This is a genomic window from Streptomyces albus subsp. albus (genome assembly GCF_000719865.1).
Classification (GTDB): Bacteria; Actinomycetota; Actinomycetes; order Streptomycetales; family Streptomycetaceae; genus Streptomyces; species Streptomyces albus_E.
Map to the genome: position 1 here is coordinate 70,160 of NZ_JOID01000009.1, position 20,621 is coordinate 90,780.

Annotated in this window: 15 protein-coding genes; 6 read left to right on the plus strand and 9 right to left on the minus strand. The window is 71.1% G+C overall.

From position 1 onward, the window contains the following. Nucleotides 1-39 precede the first annotated feature (39 nt). From IF83_RS0111595 to IF83_RS0111620, 6 genes are all read right to left on the minus strand, one after another. A complete protein-coding gene (locus IF83_RS0111595) occupies nucleotides 40-4,506 on the minus strand; it encodes a hypothetical protein (RefSeq protein ID WP_030544029.1) in 4,467 nt (1,488 codons plus the stop codon). Between the two features lie 31 nt (nucleotides 4,507-4,537). Continuing rightward, nucleotides 4,538-5,353, minus strand: a complete 816-nt coding sequence (locus tag IF83_RS0111600) for a hypothetical protein (RefSeq protein ID WP_244177000.1) — start codon at nucleotides 5,351-5,353, stop codon at nucleotides 4,538-4,540. 336 nt (nucleotides 5,354-5,689) lie between these two features. Next, complete coding sequence (locus IF83_RS0111605; protein WP_030544031.1) at nucleotides 5,690-5,926, minus strand: hypothetical protein; 237 nt, start codon at nucleotides 5,924-5,926, stop codon at nucleotides 5,690-5,692. A 254-nt stretch (nucleotides 5,927-6,180) separates the two neighbouring features. Continuing rightward, a complete protein-coding gene (locus tag IF83_RS0111610) occupies nucleotides 6,181-7,161 on the minus strand; it encodes a hypothetical protein (RefSeq protein WP_244177002.1) in 981 nt (326 codons plus the stop codon). 48 nt (nucleotides 7,162-7,209) lie between these two features. Next, on the minus strand, nucleotides 7,210-7,725 hold the full coding sequence (locus IF83_RS0111615) for a hypothetical protein (RefSeq protein WP_158711032.1): 516 nt from the start codon (nucleotides 7,723-7,725) through the stop codon (nucleotides 7,210-7,212). A 228-nt stretch (nucleotides 7,726-7,953) separates the two neighbouring features. Further along, nucleotides 7,954-9,438, minus strand: a complete 1,485-nt coding sequence (locus IF83_RS0111620) for an acyl-CoA synthetase (RefSeq protein WP_030544034.1) — start codon at nucleotides 9,436-9,438, stop codon at nucleotides 7,954-7,956. A gap of 333 nt (nucleotides 9,439-9,771) precedes the next feature. On the opposite strand from IF83_RS0111620, the gene IF83_RS0111625 reads away from it, so the two are divergent. Further along, nucleotides 9,772-10,200, plus strand: coding sequence for a hypothetical protein (locus IF83_RS0111625; protein ID WP_030544035.1), 429 nt, complete (start codon nucleotides 9,772-9,774; stop codon nucleotides 10,198-10,200). A 722-nt stretch (nucleotides 10,201-10,922) separates the two neighbouring features. On the opposite strand, the gene IF83_RS0111630 is transcribed toward IF83_RS0111625, so the two are convergent. Next, a complete protein-coding gene (locus IF83_RS0111630; RefSeq protein ID WP_030544036.1) occupies nucleotides 10,923-12,308 on the minus strand; it encodes a cystathionine beta-synthase in 1,386 nt (461 codons plus the stop codon). A gap of 182 nt (nucleotides 12,309-12,490) precedes the next feature. On the opposite strand from IF83_RS0111630, the gene IF83_RS0111635 reads away from it, so the two are divergent. From IF83_RS0111635 to IF83_RS0111645, 3 genes are all read left to right on the plus strand, one after another. Then, the gene (locus tag IF83_RS0111635) at nucleotides 12,491-13,639 is read left to right on the plus strand and encodes an SGNH/GDSL hydrolase family protein (RefSeq protein WP_078843386.1); all 1,149 of its coding nucleotides are present in this window, start codon (nucleotides 12,491-12,493) and stop codon (nucleotides 13,637-13,639) included. Nucleotides 13,640-14,040: 401 nt separating this feature from the next. Further along, nucleotides 14,041-15,261: an acetyl-CoA C-acetyltransferase gene (locus tag IF83_RS0111640; RefSeq protein ID WP_030544038.1), complete on the plus strand. Its 1,221-nt coding sequence runs from the start codon at nucleotides 14,041-14,043 to the stop codon at nucleotides 15,259-15,261. An 801-nt stretch (nucleotides 15,262-16,062) separates the two neighbouring features. Then, nucleotides 16,063-16,875, plus strand: a complete 813-nt coding sequence (locus IF83_RS0111645) for a hypothetical protein (RefSeq protein WP_030544039.1) — start codon at nucleotides 16,063-16,065, stop codon at nucleotides 16,873-16,875. A 30-nt stretch (nucleotides 16,876-16,905) separates the two neighbouring features. On the opposite strand, the gene IF83_RS0111650 is transcribed toward IF83_RS0111645, so the two are convergent. Continuing rightward, on the minus strand, nucleotides 16,906-17,322 hold the full coding sequence (locus tag IF83_RS0111650) for a hypothetical protein (RefSeq protein WP_030544040.1): 417 nt from the start codon (nucleotides 17,320-17,322) through the stop codon (nucleotides 16,906-16,908). A 102-nt stretch (nucleotides 17,323-17,424) separates the two neighbouring features. On the opposite strand from IF83_RS0111650, the gene IF83_RS0111655 reads away from it, so the two are divergent. Next, on the plus strand, nucleotides 17,425-17,655 hold the full coding sequence (locus IF83_RS0111655) for a DUF4287 domain-containing protein (RefSeq protein WP_030544041.1): 231 nt from the start codon (nucleotides 17,425-17,427) through the stop codon (nucleotides 17,653-17,655). 199 nt (nucleotides 17,656-17,854) lie between these two features. Here IF83_RS0111655 and IF83_RS0111660 read toward each other — a convergent pair whose 3' ends face one another. Continuing rightward, the gene (locus tag IF83_RS0111660; RefSeq protein WP_030544042.1) at nucleotides 17,855-18,694 is read right to left on the minus strand and encodes a Bax inhibitor-1/YccA family protein; all 840 of its coding nucleotides are present in this window, start codon (nucleotides 18,692-18,694) and stop codon (nucleotides 17,855-17,857) included. A 563-nt stretch (nucleotides 18,695-19,257) separates the two neighbouring features. On the opposite strand from IF83_RS0111660, the gene IF83_RS0111665 reads away from it, so the two are divergent. Beyond that, nucleotides 19,258-20,487, plus strand: a complete 1,230-nt coding sequence (locus tag IF83_RS0111665) for a cation:proton antiporter domain-containing protein (RefSeq protein ID WP_030544043.1) — start codon at nucleotides 19,258-19,260, stop codon at nucleotides 20,485-20,487. Nucleotides 20,488-20,621: the final 134 nt, after the last annotated feature.

A 20,621-nucleotide genomic window follows, 5' to 3' on the forward strand; every position in this document is an offset into this window, starting at 1 on the left:
CCGGTTGTCCCGGGGGACACTCCTTTCCTCATTGCCCGGTTACGGTGTGGGCGCGGTGAATCCTGCCAGGTCGAGCCAGTAGTCGTCGTCCTCCATCAAGCGCTGCTCCTTGATGAAGTCGCCGAACGGCCGCATCGACTGGGTGTTCTGCCAGTTCGACATCGAGGACCGGCCGCAGGGCTCCTTCCAGGTCGGCGCCGGGGCATCAGGACGCAGGTGCAGCGTCATGGTGTCGTCGGCGTTGCGCCTGACATAGGTCTGCACGCATTCCTTGCCGCTGTACGTGACGGGGTTGGGGCCCCTGGAGTTTCCGGCGCTCTGGAAGGAGTTGGCGAAGGCGAACTCGTCACAGCTCTTCGAGTCGGTACGTGCCGCCCCCGCGTCCAGGGTCCACATGTCACTGAACAGACCGGTGTCCTTGTAGGTCTTCCACTGCCTGCCGCAGATGAGCTGCCGGTTGCGGTCCGACTGGATCTTGCCGGAGCCGTCGACGGACATCTTGTTGCCCAGATAGGTGAGCGGCTTGCCACCGTTGCGCTTGCCCCAGTCGATATTGGTCTTGCGCCACATCATGTCGATGTGTGCGGCGGCCCCCGGGAACTTCTTGGAGTTCATGACGTACGTCGGGTCGTAGCCGGAGAACACGCAGCCGGTGCCGGCGTTGGGGACTTCGCTGTCGCAGCGGATGTCCAGCTTGGCCTTCTCGACTTTGAGCGGATTCGCGATCGGAGTGGCGTTGGCCGTACCGCCGAAGAACCAGTACGGGGTGATCGTGTTCTTGGTGGCGCCACTGGGCGTCCACGTGAACCGCGTGGTGACGGTCCGCTGGATCGTATCGCCCTTCTTGAAGATCTTCGATCCGTCCCAGTTGACGCCGGTGATGTTGCAGTACCCGCGGCACAGGGCCTGGTAGTCCAGGTTCACCGTGTTCATCACACCGCTCATCGACTTCAGCCGGACCGTGGTGACCTGGGAGAACTCATCACTCGCCGGGTCGAGGTAGATCGTGTTGTAGTAGTCGAAGGACGCGTTTCCGTCCGGTCTGCCGTCCGTGTAGTGATTCACCCAGAGCTCGTCGTGGAGACAGCTGTTGGTGCGCTTGCGGGTGATGGAAAGGGACACCGTCGAGCACGACGCGGTGCTCATGGTCGTCGCCATCGGCGACGCCGTGGCGGTTCCGGCCGAGAACCCGCCGACATTGGGGAAGAGGCCGTCGGTGATGTCCTCGCCGGGCTCGACCGGGGCCGGGTCCGGTGCGGTCGGGTCGGCCGTCATGCTGCCGGTCATCTTCAGGCCGTTGTACGTGCCCGGGACGAACGCCAGCGCGTCGAAGGCGATGTCCGCGCTTCCGCTGCCGCCGTTGAAGTTGTGGAGCCGCACCTCGGGGATCTGGTCACCGAAATCGTAGGCGCCCAGGTCCACCCACTTGTTGGACTCGTTCGCCGTCTGCGAGATGGCCACTTCCTCTTCCCCGGCAGGGGTCTGGATCCGGTAGACGGCCTTGGAGGTCTGCGCCCCGTGGTCGGGGATGTGCGCGAAGACCTTCGCCTGGCGTGTGGTGTTGGTCAGCGGAGCGTTCAGCTTCCACGTGCCGGTGACCCTCATCCGGTCGGCGTTGCCCGGGTAGGACTCCGGCGAGCGGGTGTGGGTGAACCAGAAGTGGTTGCCGTAGCCGGCGCCGATCTGGTGCGTGTCGATCTTCCCCGGATACGTGGTGACGGTGGTCGGGTTGTCCGTCCCGTCGTGGGTGAGATCCATCTGGGTGTCCCACGGCACGTAGCTGAGGCTGAACGTGCCGCTCGACTTCACCGCTCCGCAGCCGCGGCTGGTGTCGACTCCCGCGGGGATGGTGCCGTCGGGCAGGTCGTCGACCACCAAGGTCTGGGCGGGCAGGGACCCGATGGAGCAGTTCGGCGGGTATGAGCCGGCGTCCGGCTGCTCGCCGTAGGACGTGGTGAAGCGGTGCACGCCGTTTCCGCACTCGGCGAGGCGTTCACAGTCCTTCCACTGGTCCTTGGTGATCTCCTCGTGCCACCAGCAGTGCAACCAGTGCGGGTTGGTGTCGCTGTCGCCCGAGTCGGCGGTGCAGGCGCCCATGCCCTGGTCGTTGGAGTCGTTGTCGCCGATCTTGGACGGGTCGCAGTAGTTCGACCCGTTGCAGAACAGGTCAACCGGCGGCTTGGCGTTGGATCGGTCCGCGTTGGTGGTCCACCACGCGGCGCGGTAGCCGGCCTGGAAGTCGCCGGGCGCGAACATCGCCGAGATCGGGCGGGCCGCCCAGCCGATCACTTTCTCCTGGTACGGCCAGTCCTGCGGGTGCGCGGCATGGCTGTAGTCGTCACCGGAGGGGTCGGACGCGCTCTGCAGGAACGGGACGCGGTTGGCCTTCCACAGCGGGTTGGCCGGGTTGTTGGTCCAGCCGACGCCCCAGTGGCCGTGTGAGTCGGCGGTGTCGTAGAAGCCGGAGTTGTATGCCCACAGGGCGAAGAACCAGTTCTCGATCCACTTGGGGTGGCCGCCGTTGATCGTCATGCCGGCGTTGTGGGTCTGGTTCCACTTCTCCGACAGGATCCGCACACCGGCGGCGATGTTCGCCGTGTAGTCCAGGGCGACGGCTTCCTGCGCGAGGGCCGGCAGGGCGGTCTCGCCGGGCTTGGTCTTGCCCGCGAGGCGCATACCGTCGGTGGCCTGGGTGATGCCGTAACCGCAGTCGGCGTCCGCCCAGTTGATCCGCCAGGGGTCGAGCTGTTCACCGTCGGCGGCGTAGTCGACACCGTAGTAGTTGCCGATGAGGGAGTTGGCGGTGACACCGGGCACGGCAAAGCGGGGGGCCTGCCACATGTTGGACTCCTGCGCGGTGATGCCGAGCATCACCTGCGCGGGAATGTGCCACTTGTCGGTGACATCGGGGTCCTCGTTGTCGAGGGTGCCGTTGGGGTCACCGGCGAGCACGGTCGGCGGGAAGAGGCCCTGAGGCTGGTAGCCACCGGTCCCGGTGTTCTTCCAGTTCCCCTCGCGGTAGAAGTTCAGCTCGCCGACGACGGCCTGGTCCACGGCCCACTCGACCTGGCGCGGGGTGGGCTGGAATGCCTGCTTCTTCACATCGTTACGGGCCACCGCGCAGTAGCGTTCCCCGGTGCCTTCGCTGGGGTTGTCGGACCGTGCGGTGAGGGCCCGGGTGCTGACGGTCTGCGGGGACGGGCCGTCCGCGCTGTGCTTGCCGGTGTCCGGGCCGGACTCGACCGGGCCGCCGGTGGGCAGGGCGGGCGACAGGACACGCCCCTGGGCCGCGTCGCCCACGCGGTTGGTGCCGGGACGCAGATCGAGGGTCACGGACCTGCCGGACTCCAGCATGCGCAGGACAGTGCGCGCGGGGCGGGGTTTGGCGGCGTCCTCCGGGTTGACCAGGGTGGTCTTCCCGTCGGACCACGTGGTGGTCAGGGCTGTCCGGGCGTGGGTGGAGATCGCCGCGCCCTTGGGGAGTCCGCCTGGGTTGTGCACCCGCTTGGGCAACGTTCTGGACGTGGCGGCACCCGTGACGAACACTTCGCCGCGCGCCGAGCGGGTCAGGTCCCAGGCTTCGAGCTTGCCGGACACAACGGTGACGGGCTCGGTCTTCCGGCCCTTCTCGATCTTGGCGCGGTCGAGGTGCTTGGCCCAGCCGGTCGGCGTCTTGGACGCCTTCTTGTCCAGCTCGCGGTCGATGAAGGTGATGCCGCCATCGGCGTCGGCGGTGATCTCGAACGGCACCGTCGTTGTGGACGCCAGTGTCTTCTCGGCCGTGCCGTTGATCCGTACCAGCTTGTTGCCGTGCGCGGCGACGATGCCCGCGTCCGTGGGGATGGCCGAGGTGACCGCGCCTGCGAGCGTGACCGGCTTGGACTCCTTGCCGGTTGCCGCGTCGACGGTGATCAGGCGGGTCCGCTGCTTCTTGTCACCGTCGTGGCTGAGCTGGGTGAACACCGCCTTGTCACCCTGGCCGCAGCCGGGCGAGAAGTAGGCGAGCGACGACTGGAACGGCAGCTTGGTGACCTTACCCGACTGAAGATCGACCACTGCGGTGAACGCACCGCGCACCATCAGCTCGGGCTTGTTGGTGAACATACGCGGCGCATACGAGACGGCCGCGTACTTGCCGGACTCGGTGACGCAGTGGTTGCCGATCCAGGTGTCCGAGGCGAAACCGTCCTCTAACAGGCTTGCTATCGTGCGCAGTTGGTAGCCGTCTTTCTCCTTGCCCGCAAGGAGGTGGAAGCCGGTGCCGTCGCCGCTCGTGGTGACGGCCGTGTCGGCGGATTTCGCGTAGTCCCCGCCGAGCAGGCCGGCGCGGTCCTTGGCGGGGATCGCGGAAGGCTTCGGGGAGAGCTTCTTCCGCTCCTGTGCGGCATCATTCCAGCCCTGCGCCGCGCCCTTGGGCGGCTTTGGTTCCTCGGCCTGCGCGGGCAGGCTCAGCGGCATCACCAGCACGGTGGCCACCGCGAGGGTGAGCGGCACGCGCAGGCGCATACGTCTCTGTCTCAACTTCATCCCTCTCGGGTTACTTGACAGCCTTGGCGGCTGCGAGGACCTCGCTCATGCGCGTCTTGACCGCGGCGAGCTGGTGTTTGTTCTCCTTGATCAGCCGTTTCTGGATTGCCGACTCCTCCTTGAACCAGACCTCGATCAGCCGGGTCCGCTCCTTGCAGTCGATGTCGTCCAGCGCGAGCTCGATCGCGTCTTCCGTGGCGCCGTCGCCGTTGGCGTAGCCCTGCTCCATGGCCCTGTAGGGGTCCGCGGCGGATCGTCCCTGCTTCTTCATGCAGGCCGACCAGTCCGTGATGGCCTTCTTGACCGGCTTGCGCGACCGGGACTCGGAGAGGCTTGCCGAGGCGAGCTGTGAGACATGGCCCGCGTCCGACTCGTTCAACTTGAGCTGTCGCTTCGACCATCCGGCGCAGCCACCCTCGTGCAGCTTCTTGCCCTGGTACTCGGCGCGGGCGGGTTCGGAGTCCGCACCGGTGAAGTACGACCCGCCGCCCTCGGCGCCCTCGGGCGGAAGGAACTCGGGCTTTGTCCGCCCGGTCAGCACCTCGACCTCCACCCCCGAAAGCCCCTTGTCGACCGGTTCGGTGCTCCGGGTCAGCTCCTTCGGCAGCCCGTACCCGTACTTCTCCGCCCGGGGGCGGTCGGTGATGCCGTAACGGGCCTCGATGGACATGGCGTTGCTGTGCGGCGGCGGGTTCACACCGGGGCGTGGCAGGTCGACCGTGAGCCCGTACTCGGCCATGCACCGCGTCTGAAGGGTGCGCAGCGCGGTGTCCACGGTGACCTGATCCGCGTACGAGGACATATAGGCCTCGAGCGGCAGCTCCAAGCCTTTGACCAGTCCTGAAGCAGGGGTCGCCGCCGGCCAGTTGCTCCGGTCGACCGGGGTCTGATCCTTCGCCGGGCCGGAGCGTCCGGACGACGAGCACGCAGCGAGAGAGATTGCCGCGAGCATGACAGCTGCTGCGGCGGTCGTTGGCTTGAGGACGCGCACGGGCTTTCCTTGTCTGCACGAAGTGCCGGGGGAGGATGCCGTCGTTGTTCATCCAGTCAGCGGGCGCCGAAGACGGCCCGGGTGATGTCACCCGGGTCTGCGACGCCCCGACCGTTGTCTGCTGCCACGGCGGCGACGGCGAGGTCTCCGCTGAATGCGGTGGACCATGCGTTAATTCCGGTCGACGACGGGAGTGAACTCGTCGACGTAAATCTTCGGAACCCGCGGTACCGGACCCATGTCTTCCGAGCCGATCACCGCGGCATCCCGGCCGGTTCCGCCCGGAGGGACATCCTGAAGCCAGAACCGGTTGTACGCGGTCCAGCCCTCACCGTCAGCGACGCTGATCCGGACCGAATACGTGGTATCCCGTTCGTAGGTATTGGCCACCTCGACCTCGGTACGCACACCGCTGCTTTCCGGCGTGGCACGAACGACCAGGTCTCCGTACTCCAGGACACGTGTACGGCCTTCGGAGTGCACCGAAGGCACAGGCGATGGACGCACGTGCGGACTGCTGTGCTCAGCGCTCGGAGTCACCGGCCGCTGCGACGCGGGTGCCCCGTCGGCGGCGCCGCCCGTACACCCGGCGGCCGGCACACCCGCCGCCATCAGACACAGTGCCCGGACCATCCACGGTCCGGGCACTCCGGCACGCGTCTTCACCGGGTGGAAGCCGTCATCTGCCGGCGCGCGGCGGCGACTTCCTTGCCGTGCTGATCCTTGATGCCGGTCAGCCGGCTCTTGTTGTCGGCGATCTGCTTGTTCTGGATCGCGGACTCCACGCCGAACCAGATCTTCACCAGGTCCGTCTGCTTCTTGCAGTCGATGTCGTCGACCGCCAGCGTGACGGACTCCTCAGTCGGCTTCCCGTCGTTGGTGACCCCCTGGTCCATGGCCTTGTACGGATCGGCGAGGTTCGCGTGTCCCTTGCCGTCCATGCATGACGACCACGCGGCGACGGCCTTGATGACCTTGTCGTCCTTCAGGGACTGTTCCAGGCTGTCGCCGGCGAGCTGCGCCACGAAGGTCGGGTCGGCGTTCTTCACGCCGAGCTGCTCCCTGGACCAGCCGACGCAGCCACCCGTCTTCAACTTCTTCCCGTTGTACTCCGCCCGAGCCGGCTTCGTGTCCTGGATCGGGGCGGCGACCGGTTCTCCCGCCGTGAACGCGTCGGGCGCCTTGGGTGGTTCGGGCTTGGTGTGGCCGGTCAGGATCTCGACCTCGACACCGGACAGATCACGCATGGTCTGCCGGGTGTGTTCCTGCAGCGCCGGGCGGAGTTCGTAGCCGTACTTCTCGGCCTCGGCCCGGTCGGTGATGCCATAACGGCGTTCGATGTTGGCATCGTTGTCACTGGGAGGCGGGTTGGCGCCCGCGCGCGGCAGCGTCAGGTCGATGCCGTAGGCCTTCATACAGGACTGCTGAAGATCACTGGCGGCCTGCTCGACGGCGACCTGGTCCGCGTAGGAGGCCATGTACGCCTCCAGCGGCAGGATCAGATCCTTGGCCAGGCCACGGGTGGGGGTCTTCTCGGGCCAGTTCTCCTTGTTCACCACCGGTCTGCCGTCGGCCGCGTTCTCCGTGGTGTCCGGGGTCGCCCCGGAGGAACAGGCACTGACCAGGAGGGTTGAAGCGGTCAAGGCTAAGGCGGCGGTTGTCCGCTTGATGTGCTTCACGGAGGTTCCTTCTCAGGCGAAGTGGGAGGACGCGTTGTTGTTCTTCAGGGCGGAGATCAGGTTGGTGATGTTGCAGTCTCCGTAGGGGCCGTTCTTCGCGAAGTACTGAGAGGTGCCGCCGTAGCCGGAGTTGTAGTACACGCGGTAGTTGTCGTCTCGGGCACAGTTCTGCACGGACGCCGCGTTGTTCTTCATGTACTGGCCGTTGCCATTGCCGCCGTTGCCGAAGACGTACCGGTAGGTCGTCAGTGACGATCCCTGGTACCGGCTCGTACCCCAGTGGTCGTCCACGTTGCCGTAGTACAACGTGAACGCCGACTTGTAGTAGCCATCCTGGATGGCGATGTCCTTCGAGTTGTAGAACAGCCACAAATCGCCATACGAGCAGCTGATCCACGGGACATCACAGTTGTCGCTGGCGTTGTAGGTTGCCGCATGTGCCGGACCGGCGGTTGCCATCACAGCCACCACGGCCGCGAAGGACGTGGCGCAGGCGGCCATCTTCGTCCTGATGCGTAAGCCCCTCATCACATCTCCATCGATAGATCGCATGTGTGAAGAGATCTTCACCCCTGACGAGGTGTCATGACCATGGAATTTGCTTGATCGTGACCTGCCTGGACTCGGCATGGGTGACTGAGGTTGCCCCGAGACGCGGGGAGCTGCGTGGGCGCCGGAACTCCGCGAGCCGAGGTGCCCACGCCAGAAGGCATGTCACGTCTCGATCCTGGGCGGCGTCTCTCGTCCGCCCCCGCCTCACAGGGGCGGAAGCAGCCGCTTCTGCGGCTTCCCCATGGCGTTGCGCGGCAGCGCGTCCAGGAAGCGGACCGCGCGGGGGCGCTTGTGGACCGAGAGATGGCCCGCCACGAAGTCGGTCAACTGCCGCTCGGTGACCGGGCCGTCGGCGACGACGTAGGCCACGACCTGCTGGCCGAGGTCCGGGTGCGGCGCCCCGACGACGGCCGCCTCCCGCACCGCCGGATGGTCCAGCAGGGCGCTCTCCACCTCGCCGGCGCCGATCCGGTAACCGCCGGATTTGATCAGGTCGGTGGAGGCCCGTCCGACGATGCGGTGGTGGCCGTCCTCGCCGATGGCCGCGATGTCACCGGTCCGGAACCAGCCGTCCGCCGTGTACGAGGCGGCCGTCGCCTCCGGGCGGTTCAGGTAGCCGGAGAAGAGCGTCGGCCCGGTCAGCTCCAGTTCGCCGATCTCCGCCCCGGGCTCCACGGCCAGCCGGGTGCGCACGCCCGGCAGCGGCAGGCCCACCGAGCCGGGGCGCCGTTCGCCGTCCGCCCGCGTGGACAGGGTGATCAGCGTCTCCGTCATCCCGTAGCGCTCCACGGGCCGCTGCCCGGTGAGCTGTTCGAGGTCCCGGAAGACCGGGGTGGGCAGCGGCGCGCTGCCCGACACGAGCAGCCGCGCGCCGCTCAGCGCGCGGGCCGCCGCCGGGTCGGCCGCGATCCGGGACCAGACCGTCGGCACCCCGAAGTACAGGCTGCCGCGTGCGGCCGCGTAGGCCGCCGGGAGCGGCCGCCCCGTGTGCACCAGCCGGCAGCCCGTGCGGAGCGCGCCCAGCACGCCGAGGATCAGGCCGTGCACATGGAACAGCGGCAGCCCGTGCACCAGGGTGTCGTCCGCCGACCACTGCCAGGCTTCGGCGAGCCCGTCCAGACCGGCCGCGACGGCGCGGCGCGGGATGAGCGCGCCCTTGGGGGCGCCGGTGGTGCCGGAGGTGTAGAGGATCATCCCGGTGGTGTCCGCGCCGGGTTCCGGCGCGCTCCAGTCCGAGCGCTCGGCGAGTCCCACGGGAAGGAACGGAACGGACGGCACCGACGGCACGGACGGCACGGACGCCAGGTCTCCCGCGGCCGGCCCGGTGCCCGCTCCGGCACCACGCCCCGCGCCGCCCGGCGCGCCGCCGGCCGCCGCTCCCGCGGCCTCTTCCGTCCCCGTCCGCCCGAGCATCAGTTCGGCACCGGAGTCGCGCAGGATGTGCCCGCGTTCGGCGGGGCCGGCGTCCGGCGGCACCGGCACCACGGGCACGCCGGCCAGCAGCCCGCCGACGACCGCGGCGACCGTCTCCAGCGACGCGTCCGCGTGCACGGCGACGGCCCGGGCCCCGGCGATCCGGGAGGCGACCGCGCCCGCCGCGGCCAGCAGTCGCTCCCGCGAACAGGACTGTCCGTCGACGGTCAGCACGTCGGGGCCGTCCCCGCCGGACGGGCCGCCGGAGGGCGACAGAGCGGGCAGCAGCGGGGCGGTGGCGGGGACGGCGCCGTCCCCCGGCCCGCTCGGCGGGGACGGCGCGGGGCGGTCGGCGACGGGTTCGGTCACGGGGAGGGTTCCTTTCCGGGGGACGGCGGCGCTGCTCCTCGGCGGCACCGGCCGGGGGCCCTGCCGGATCGCCCGCAGCATGGCAGCCGGCCACGGCGGCGGCAGGGACGACAGCGACGGCAGGGACGACGGCGACGACGACAATGACGGCACCCAGCATGGTGCCGGGTGCCCGCACCGCCCCGGATCGGGGGGTTAACCCCAGTGTGCCGGGCGTCCGTCGTCCCTAGCGTGGTCCGCATGGAAGCCCGTGACCCGGAGCTCAAGAAGGAGCTCGACGCCACCCTGCACGCGCGCAGGGAACTGGGACCGGAGTACGAGTCGGAGCTCGTCGACTCGTTTCTGGAGAAGCTGGACGGCGCGGTCGACCGCCGGGTGCGGCGGCAACTCGCCGAGAGCCAGATGGTCGTCGCCCGCGGTTCCCGCCCGCCGGGAGCCCGCGGCGGTGGCGGTGAGAGCTTCGGCGACCGCTACGGCTTCGGCATCATCTCGCTGGTCCTGGCCATACCGCTGTCGGGCATCGGCGCCGGGGTGGCGGACCTGACCGGTCTGGTCGTCTCCTGGCTCGGCATCATCGGCGTGAACATCGCCGTCCACGGCGGCGGCCGGGCTCCCTGGTCCCGGGACCGGCGCGCCGAGAAGTCCCGGCAGACCTCCGAGTGGGAGTGACGGACACCGGACCTCCGCCGGGCCGCGGGCCGGGCGGAGGCAGGACGGCCTCCGCTTCGGGACCGGACCGACGACCGCACCGCGACCCGGACCGCCGCCGGGCAACCGGACCGCCGCCGACCGGACCCCCGCCCCGGACCCGCCATCCGCCCGCGTAACCGGCCCGAGGCGCCCCGGCCCACCCCGGGCTCGGCTCCTCGATCGCTCGGCACCGCCCCGCGAGCAGCCCTGACGCGCCCCGCCCCTTGGGGAATGAGGAGCGGGGCGCGGGCCACGAGTGCGGAAGGCGGCACGGTGCCCGGGCTCCGCCGGGCCGCCTCCGCCGGGCCGCCCGTTACCGCGGCGGTGCGCGGCGGACGGCGCGCGGCAGACGGCGCACGGCAGACGGCGCACAGTGCGCGGGAAGCGTTGCGCGGGGACCGCCGCACCCCGGCGCGAGCGCCAGGGGCGGGACGACGGCGGCCCCCGCGGGGGACGCGGCCGAAGCCTGACCGGGCGGCCGCGTCCGGGCGACCATGGAGGTCCGGGAGCCGCTCCGGATGTCCTGGCGCCGTTCGGGTGCCGGCCCGTTCACCTGTTCGGTGTTCCGGCCGACACCCACTACTGTGCCCCGCGACTGTTAAGGCCGTGATGCGGGCGCGTGTCGTCCGCGTACCTTCCGCCGGAACGGCCGAGTTCCCCGAACTCCGTTACAAGTGGCGCCACTTGGCAGCCATCGGCAGCTACTTGGCGGTCTTGGCCAGATACGCCAGCAGGTCCTGGCGGCTGACGACCCCGGTCGGCTTGCCGTCCACCAGCACCACCGCCGCGTCGGCGCTCTCCAGCACCGCCATCAGGTCCGCCACCGGCTCGCCCGACCCGACCTGGGGCAGCGGCGTGCTCATGTGCTTCTCCAGCGGGTCCTTCAGATCGGCGCTCCGGGTGAACAGCGCGTCGAGCAGATCCCGTTCGACGACGGAGCCGATGACCTCGGCCGCCATCACGTCCGGGTGGCCGGCGCCCGGCTTCACGATCGGCATCTGCGAGACGCCGTACTCGCGCAGCACCTCGATGGCCTCGCCGACCGTCTCCTCCGGGTGCATGTGCACCAGGGAGGGCAGCCCGCCGTCCTTGTCGCGCAGGACGTCGCCGACGCGCGCGGCGCCGCCGCCCTCCTCCAGGAAGCCGTAGTCGGCCATCCACTCGTCGTTGAAGATCTTGCTGAGGTAGCCGCGGCCGCTGTCCGGCAGCAGGACGACGACCACGTCGTCCGGGCCCAGCCGCTTGGCCACCTCCAGCGCGCCCACGACGGCCATCCCGCAGGAACCGCCGACCAGCAGGCCCTCCTCGCGGGCGAGCCGCCGCGTCATCCGGAAGGAGTCCTTGTCCGAGACGGCGACGATCTCGTCGGCCACCCCGCGGTCGTAGGCGTCCGGCCAGAAGTCCTCGCCCACGCCCTCGACGAGATACGGCCGGCCGGAGCCGCCGGAGTAGACCGAGCCCTCCGGATCCGCGCCGACGACCTTGACCTTCCCGCCGGAGACCTCCTTCAGATAGCGGCCGGTGCCGCTGATGGTGCCGCCGGTGCCGACACCCGCGACGAAGTGGGTGATCTTCCCCTCCGTCTGCTCCCAGAGCTCCGGTCCGGTCGAGTGGTAGTGCGAGAGCGGGTTGTGGGGGTTGCTGTACTGGTCGGGCTTCCAGGCGCCCGGGATCTCACGGACGAGCCGGTCGGAGACGTTGTAGTACGAGTCCGGGTGCCCGGGATCCACGGCGGTGGGGCAGACCACGACCTCGGCGCCGTACGCCCGCAGCACGTTGATCTTGTCGGTGGATACCTTGTCCGGGCAGACGAAGACGCACTTGTAGCCCTTCTGCTGGGCCACGATGGCGAGGCCCACCCCGGTGTTGCCGGAGGTCGGCTCGACGATGGTGCCGCCGGGGCGGAGCTCGCCAGACTCCTCGGCCGCCTCGATCATCCGCAGGGCGATCCGGTCCTTCACGGACCCGCCGGGGTTGAAGTACTCGACCTTGGCCAGGACCGTCGCCGACAGCCCTTCCGTCACATGGTTGAGCTTGAGCAGCGGGGTGTTGCCGACAAGCTCGATCATCGAATCGTGATACTGCACGACGTCTCCAGGTTCGGCGGGGTCTCCGCAATCGGGGGCGGTCGCTGTTTCGTGCCCGTCCCACCAGCCTATTGCGCGCTCCGGGTGGTGCGCCCGCCCCGCGCGGGCGTTGCGAAGGGGGCGCGTCGGGGCATGGAACCGGTAGGCGGGCCAGCGGTTGGCGGCCGGGAAGCGGGGCGGAGATGTCGGTGTCCAGGGCGAGGGTGGCGCGGCGGATCGCCGCCGCGGCGGCCTACGGCGGCGGGGGCGCGGGGCTCCTGGGCGGCGCCGCCGTCGGCCTGCTGCTGGCGGAGATGCGGTGGGCGCGGCGCCTGGTGGGGGTCTCGGACCGCGAACCGCCGCGGGCGGACGGCTGTTACGGGGCCTCGTACGCCCTGCTGTCGGACCTGGAACCGCTGCGGCTGGGTTTCCTCGGTGACTCCACGGCGGCCGGGCAGGGCGTGCGCCGGGCGCGCGAGACCCCCGGCGCACTGCTCGCCTCGGGTCTCGCGGCGGTCGCCGAGCGGCCGGTGCGGCTGCGCAATGTGGCGCTGTCGGGGGCGATGTCCGGCGATCTGGACCGGCAGGTGTCGCTGCTGCTGGCGGACCCGGCGGGCGTCCCGCACATCTGCGTGATCATGATCGGCGCGAACGACGTCACCAACCGCGTGCCGGCCGCCCGGTCCGTGCGGCTCCTGTCGGAGGGCGTGCGCCGGCTGCGGCAGGCCGGTTCCCAGGTGGTGGTGGGGACCTGCCCGGACCTGGGCACGATCGAACCCGTGTACCAGCCGCTGCGCTGGGTGGCGCGCCGGCTCAGCCGGCAGCTGGCGGCGGCGCAGACGATCGGCGTGGTCGAACAGGGCGGCCGCACAGTCTCTCTCGGCTCCCTGCTGGGCCCGGAGTTCGAGGCCAACCCGCGCGAACTCTTCGGGCCGGACAGCTACCACCCCTCCGCGGAGGGGTACGCCACGGCCGCGATGGCCGTCCTGCCGACCCTCTGCGCGGCCCTGGGGCTGTGGCCCGAGGAGCGGCTCGACGTCTCGCGGGCCGAGGGCATCCTGCCGGTCGCCGAGGCGGCGGCGCAGGCGGCGTCCGAGGGCGGTACGGAGGTGGCCTCGGCCGCGGGCACGGCGGTCGGCGCGGGGCCGGTCCGCGGTCCGTGGGTGCTGCTCAAGCACCGGAGGCGGCGCCGGCTCCCGGAGGACGACACCCCGGTCGCGGACGACGGCACGCGACCCGGCCCGCGGGAGGAACCCGGGCCCGGGCAGGGGGCGGTACACGGTGCGGAGCACGAGCGGGAGCGCACGCCGGAGCCCGCGCCCGGCCGGTCGGCCGGACGGGTGGCGGGCTGACCGCCGCCCGGCGGCCGCCGGGTCGCTCGTACGGGCGACGCCGGGAGCGGCGGCCGGCCGCGCGCGGAGGCCGCGCACAGGCCGCACGGGCACCGCGCGAAGGCCGCGCACAGGCCGCACGGGCACCGCGCGAAGGCTGTCGGCACGGCGCCGCGAGCGGCCCCGGGACAGGACGGGGCCCGGAGCGTCCGGGCACCCGGAACGGGCCGCCTGTGCCCCCGTACCAAGAGGTGAGAGGCGGGACGGGGCAGCCGCACAAGCGCTGGTACGGCCCCCTCCCCCAGAGCTGAGCAAGCGCTTAGAAAAGAGGCCGGTGTCACACACCCGAGACCGTGACCCGAGCTGTACGTGAAGGTAACTTCCCACTCAGTCCTGCCTTCTCGCCCCCTCTTGGAGCCGTGATGCCCGAAGCCGTGATCGTCTCAGCCGCCCGCTCCCCGATCGGCCGGGCCTTCAAGGGCTCGCTCAAGGACGTCCGCCCGGACGACCTGACCGCCACGATCATCCAGGCCGCGCTCGCCAAGGTCCCCGAGCTCGACCCGCGCGACATCGACGACCTGATGCTCGGCTGCGGCCTCCCCGGCGGCGAGCAGGGCCACAACCTGGGCCGGATCGTCGCCGTGCAGATGGGCATGGACCGCCTGCCGGGCTGCACCATCACCCGCTACTGCTCCTCCTCCCTGCAGACCTCCCGGATGGCTCTGCACGCCATCAAGGCCGGCGAGGGCGACGTGTTCATCTCGGCGGGCGTCGAGACGGTCTCCCGCCAGGTCAACGGCACCTCGGACGGCATGCCCGGCACCCAGAACCCGCTGTTCGACGAGGCGCAGGCCCGGACCGCCGCGCGCGCCGAGCAGGAGGGCACCGACTGGCACGACCCGCGCGAGGACGGCCTGATCCCCGACGCGTACATCTCGATGGGCCAGACCGCCGAGAACCTGGCGCGCCTCAAGGGCGTCACCCGCCAGGAGATGGACGAGTTCGGCGTGCGCTCGCAGAACCTCGCCGAGGAAGCCATCAAGAACGGCTTCTGGGAGCGCGAGATCACCCCGGTCACCACCCCGGACGGCACCGTCGTCTCCAAGGACGACGGCCCCCGCGCCGGCGTGACCCTGGAGGGCGTCTCCGGCCTCAAGCCGGTCTTCCGCCCCGACGGACTGGTGACGGCCGGCAACTGCTGCCCGCTGAACGACGGCGCCGCCGCCCTGGTGATCATGTCCGACACCAAGGCGCGCGAGCTGGGCCTGACGCCGCTCGCCCGGATCGTCTCCACCGGCGTCTCCGGCCTCTCCCCGGAGATCATGGGCTACGGGCCGGTCGAGGCCAGCAAGCAGGCGCTGCGCCGGGCCGGGCTCTCCATCGGCGACATCGACCTCGTCGAGATCAACGAGGCGTTCGCCGCGCAGGTCATCCCCTCCTACCAGGACCTGGGCATCGACCTGGACCGGCTCAACGTCAACGGCGGCGCCATCGCCGTCGGCCACCCGTTCGGCATGACGGGCGCCCGGATCACCGGCACGCTCATCAACTCCCTGCAGTGGCACGACAAGCAGTTCGGCCTGGAGACGATGTGCGTCGGCGGTGGCCAGGGCATGGCGATGATCATCGAGCGCCTGAGCTGACCCGGCCGGTCCTCCGGACCGGCCGGACACGAGCCGGTCCGGAGGCGCCGCCCGGCCGAGGACGGAACGAACCGGGATTCCACGGCACGGGACCGGCACGGCCGGCACGGGACGGGGACGGACCGGCACGCAGGACGGGGCCGCCCGCGGGAAACCGCCGGGCGGCTCCGCCCGTTGCGGCCCGCGGCCGCGGAGCCCGGCGCCCGGCGCCTGGCCCCAGGGGCACGCGAGCGGAGCCCCGGGAGCCATCCGGCGCAAGCCGGGGCCGGGAAGCGAACCGCAGCAGCGGCACCGGGAAGGGAACCGGAAACCGGGGAGCCCGGAAGGGGCGATCCCGATGCCCGCGCCGATGCCCAGCAGCGAACCGGCACAGGCCCGGCGGCCCGGCGTCCCGGAACGAGAGCCGGGGGAACGGAACCCGAAACGGGGACCCGGGAACGGGACGCGGGAGTGCCCCCGGGAACGGGCCCGGGAGGGCAGCCGCAGGCACCCGGCCTCGCCGCAGCACGCGTCGCAAGGCCGCAGCGGAACAGCCCTCGCACCGGCGGAGCGGAACGCGGTCACGGACTGTGCGTTCGCGGCCACCCGGCTGTCCCTGTCGTGACCTAATCTCCCCCAGGATGTGATCTACCTCCGGGGAGATGCCGTTACCGCAGCTCAGGCCGTTGAAGCAGAAACGTATCGGCAACGCCGGCGGTCCGTTTGGTGAGGTTCCGCACTGACATCCGGGCGGAACCACCATCAAGCTGAGGTAGGAATTCTTGGGGAGCCGTCGATTCCGGGAGAACGTCAGTGAGCGCCATGTCCATCGCCCTGCTGCTGGCCGCGTCCGCCGCCACGGCCGCCGGGGCCGCGGCCCTGCACGCCGCTCACGGCGTGCGCCGGCAGATCGCCGCCCTGCGGGCCGAACTGGCCGCCACCGGTCGCACCGCGCCGCTCCCCTCCCCCCGCCCCACTCCCGCCGAGGAGATACGGGCGGCCGTCACCCAGGCCCTCGCCGAGGAGCGGGAACGCGAACTGGCCGAGGCCCGTGCCTTCTGGGCCGCCCAGGAGGCCCGTGACGCCGCCGACGCCACCCTGCTCAGCGGCCTCACCGGCTACAGCGAGGACGGCCCCGGGGTCCTCCTCCCCCGCCAGCCCGACCCCGCCGGACTGGAGTCCTTCCTCGCCGCGGACGCCCTGAGCGCCCTCGACTCCGGTGAGGAGGAGGACGCGGACGCGGAGATCGAGGAACCGGCCGAGTCCGCCGAACTGGCCGCGGCCCGCCGCCGCCACCCCTCCCACCCCGACTTCACCCCGCACACCTCGGCCACCGCCCACCACGAGCGCACCATCGCGCTCCTCGCCGAACTGGCCGAGGACGGCATACCCCTGGTGGACGTCCGCCCCGGACCGCTCGGCACGCTCGACGTGTACGTCTTCGCCGACGGCACCACGGTCTGCATGACCCCGGGCCACCGCGAGACCGCCGAGCACCTGGTGGCCGCCCTGCGACAAGGCACCGTCCCGTTCCTGCTCGGCGGCTCGGGCGTGTCCGGCGCGTACGCCCTGACGTTCGCCTGCGGTCAGGAGAGCATCTACGTCCTCGCCGACCGGGTCATCGCCTCGCTCTGACGGACGCACGGGCGTGCACCGCGCCGGGGCTCAGCAGCCGCAGCGCTCCGCCGCCGTCCGGACAAGCTCCAGCGCCTCGGCCAGCTCCGCCGCGCCGCCGCCGGCCGCGGCCCCGCCGGCCGTACCACCGGAACCCGCGGCACCGGCCCCCGTAGCACCGGCACTCTCATCACCGCCGCCGCCCGGCCGCCCCTCCGTGCCGCGCAGGGCCTCGGCCAGATCGTGTCCCGCGACGGCGACCTGGTCGGCCACCGCGAACAGCCCCGCCTCCGGCATCACCAGCGGCTCCCGGTCCGGGAACTCGATCCGCTGGGCGCGCACCGCCAACGCGCGGGCCAGCTCCAGCCCGTGCGCCGCCGCGCCGCGGCGCAGCCTGCTCTGGGGCGCGGCGCGCAGGCGGCCGGCCAGCCGGTCGACGGCGGTTTCCAGGGGGGTGGTGTCCAGCACGCCGTGAGCCTATGGGGCCTTCCGGACCATTGCCAAGGAGCGAGCGCTCAGGCACGGTGACGTGAAGGACAGGACCAGCATTGGAACCGCCCGGAGGCGCCGATGTCCCACGTCTTCTCGGAAGAGACCCACCGGAACCTGCTCTCCCGCATTCCCGATTGCACCGGCCGCGATATCTCCGACTGGCTGCGCACCGTCGACGAAGGCCCCGCCCTCTTCCGCTTCGAGGAGAAGGTCAGCTGGCTGCGGGGCGAACACGATCTCGCCTACGGCCACGCCAAAGCGATCATTCACGAACACGACTTGAGGCGCGCTGCGCGCAAGCTTCTCTGAGGGAGGTCCGTCCCCGCCCGGCGCGACACCGCGCGATATCCCGCCACGAGGGGAACGGCGACCACGCGAACGCGGCGACGCACGCACGCGAAGGCGGCGCACGCACGGATGAGGGGTCCGGAGGCGAAAGCCTCCGGACCCCTCATCGTGTCACGCGGATCGCTCCGGCCGGTGCGGTGCGCACCGCCCGGGCGGGACGTCAGTCTCCTCGCAGGATGGCGATCAGCCGCAGCATCTCCAGGTAGATCCACACCAGGGTCAGCGTGAGGCCGAACGCGGCCAGCCAGGACTCCTCGCGCGGAGCGCCGTAGGCCAGGCCGTCCTCGACCTGCTTGAAGTCCAGGGCGAGGAAGGCGGCACCGAGAACGATGCCGACGATGCCGAAGACGATGCCCAGGCCGCCGCTGCGGAAGCCGAGGCCGTCACCGCCCGCGAAGACCATGAACAGCAGGTTGACGGCGGTCAGCAGCACGAAGCCGATCGCGGCCGCCATCACGAAGCGGTAGAACCGCTGCGTGACCCGGATGATCCTGGTCTTGTAGGCGATGAGCACACCGGCGAAGACCGCCATCGTGCCGAGCACCGCCTGCATCGGCGCGCCTTCGAACTGCTTGTTGATCGCGCCGCTGAGCGCTCCGAGGAAGAGGCCCTCGAAGGCCGCGTACGCCAGGATCAGCGGCGGGGACGGCTTGCGCTTGAACGCCTGGACCAGCCCGAGGACCATCGCGATCAGCGCGGCGCCGATGGCCAGGGGGAGCGACATCTCCATGAGCCAGGCGACGGCGGCACCGACGACGACGGTGCCGAGCGTCATGCCGGTCCGCATGACGACGTCGTCCATCGTCATCCGGTCGGCCTGCGGCGGCGCGCCGTACATCTGCTGCGGCGCGGCCGGCTGTGCGTAGGGGTTGGTGCCCGCGTACGGGTTGCCGGTCTGGACAGCGGCGGGGCCCCCGGCCTGCGGTGCCGCGTTGAAGCCCGCGTAACCGTTGTCGCGGCTGAATCCCCGTCGCGAGAAGACCGGGTTGCTGCTCCTCATCTCACTCCTCCGTGGCCGCCCTGCGCGACCTTGCCTCAAGAGTAATGGGTTAGCAAAAAAATCACCCTAGTGCTCAGGGAGGATCTTTGCAGGCGACACCGTCAACGGCATCACCCGGATACACATTCCCGCGATGGCGCCCGGCGGCACTCCGGGAGCGCGAAGGTTTTTCCCCGTCAGGTCTCCGGACTCCGCCGGAAGCGGCCGGACGGACGGCCTCACGCCTTTCCGACGCCACCGGACGGGGAGCCCGGTGGCCGGTGTGCGCCCGGTCCGCCCGGGCCGGGCCTGCCCGAGTCCGGCGCGCCCCGCCGGCCGGCGGTCCCCGTGCGTCCCTCGGGTCCGGCGGGACGATACGGGCACCGCCACCGTCCCGGCACACCCGGGTGGCCGAGGGCGGCACGCGTCAGGGCGTGGTGGCAGCCCCCACCGGGTACGCCTGGCTCCCGGCGGTGACGCGCCACCCGGGCCCGGCCCCGTCCGGCCGGCTCCGGCCCTCGTCATCACGGTGCCCGCCGGATGAACCACTGGGGAACATACCGAGATCAGGAACGGGAAGCCGGATGCACGTGCTGGACCTTCTGCTGACGATCAGCGGTGCCCTGGCCCTGGCGGTGGCGGCCGGCTCCGCTCTCATCCACCGTCTGCCGCTGAGCGGGCCGCTGCTCGCGCTGCTGACCGGAATCCTCTTCGGCCCGGAAGCGCTGGGGGTCATCGACCTGCCCACCGTGGTGGAGGGCCACAAGGAGCTGCACGAGTTCTCCCGCCTGCTGCTGGCCCTGTCGGTGATGGCCGTGGCCCTGCGCTATCCGTTCCGCGACGCGCGGTCGCGAGTCCGGCCGGTGGCTATCCTCCTCGTCGTCGCGATGGCCGGGATGGCGCTGCTCACCTCGGCGGTGGCGGCCGCCGCCCTCGGCCTCGGCCTGGGCACGGCGGTGCTGCTGGGTGCGGCGCTCTGCCCCACCGACCCGGTCCTGGCCTCCAGCGTGGTCACCGGGGAGCCGGCCGAGAAGGGCGTCACCGAGCGGACCCGGCAGCTGCTCTCCCTGGAATCCGGTTCCAACGACGGCCTCGCGCTGCCCCTGGTGCTGGCCGCGGTGGCGATCGCCGGGCCTCTCTCCGGCACCGACGCGCTCCTGGAGTCCCTGTGGCAGGTTCTCGGCGCGGTCGTCCTGGGAGCGGCGGCCGGCCTGCTCGCCGGCAGAGCACTGCGCTGGGCGGAGAAGGAAGGCGCCGTGGGCTCCGGCCCTCTGCTCCTCTACACCCTGCTGCTGGCCCTGGTCCTGCTCGGCGCGTCCGGGCTGCTCCGGCTCGACGGCATCCTCACCGTGTTCACCGGCGGCCTGGCCTTCAACGCGACGAGCTCCGCGCGTGACCGCACCGAGGACGACAAGGTGGACGAGGCGGTCAACCGCCTGCTGGTGCTTCCGCTGTTCGCGGTGCTGGGCGCCATGATCCCCTGGCGCGAGTGGGGCGAGCTGGGCTGGTGGCGCGCCATCCTGCTGGTCCTCGGTGTGCTGCTGCTGCGCCGGCTGCCGGTCCTGCTGGCCCTGAAGCGACCGCTCCGGCTCACCTGGCGTGACGCCGTCTTCCTGGGCTGGTTCGGGCCCATCGGCGTCTCGGCGCTGTTCTACCTGACCCTGGAGGCCCACCGGCTCGGCGCCGACCCGGTCGTCCTGGCCGCCGGCACGCTGGCCGTGGCCGCCAGCACCGTCGCGCACGGCGTGACCACCGCCCCGGGCCTGGCGCTCTACCGCAAGGCCGCCCGCCGCGGGCAGGAAGCCCCGGAGTGAACCCGTCACTCTCGCAGCAGGCGCGGGGCCGGGAGCTGATCGGCCGCGTCACGCGAGGAGGAAGGCGACCGCTCCGGGGAGGGAACGGACGTGACCGGCGGCGGTCCCGCCGCCCCCGGCAGCGACCCCAAGGG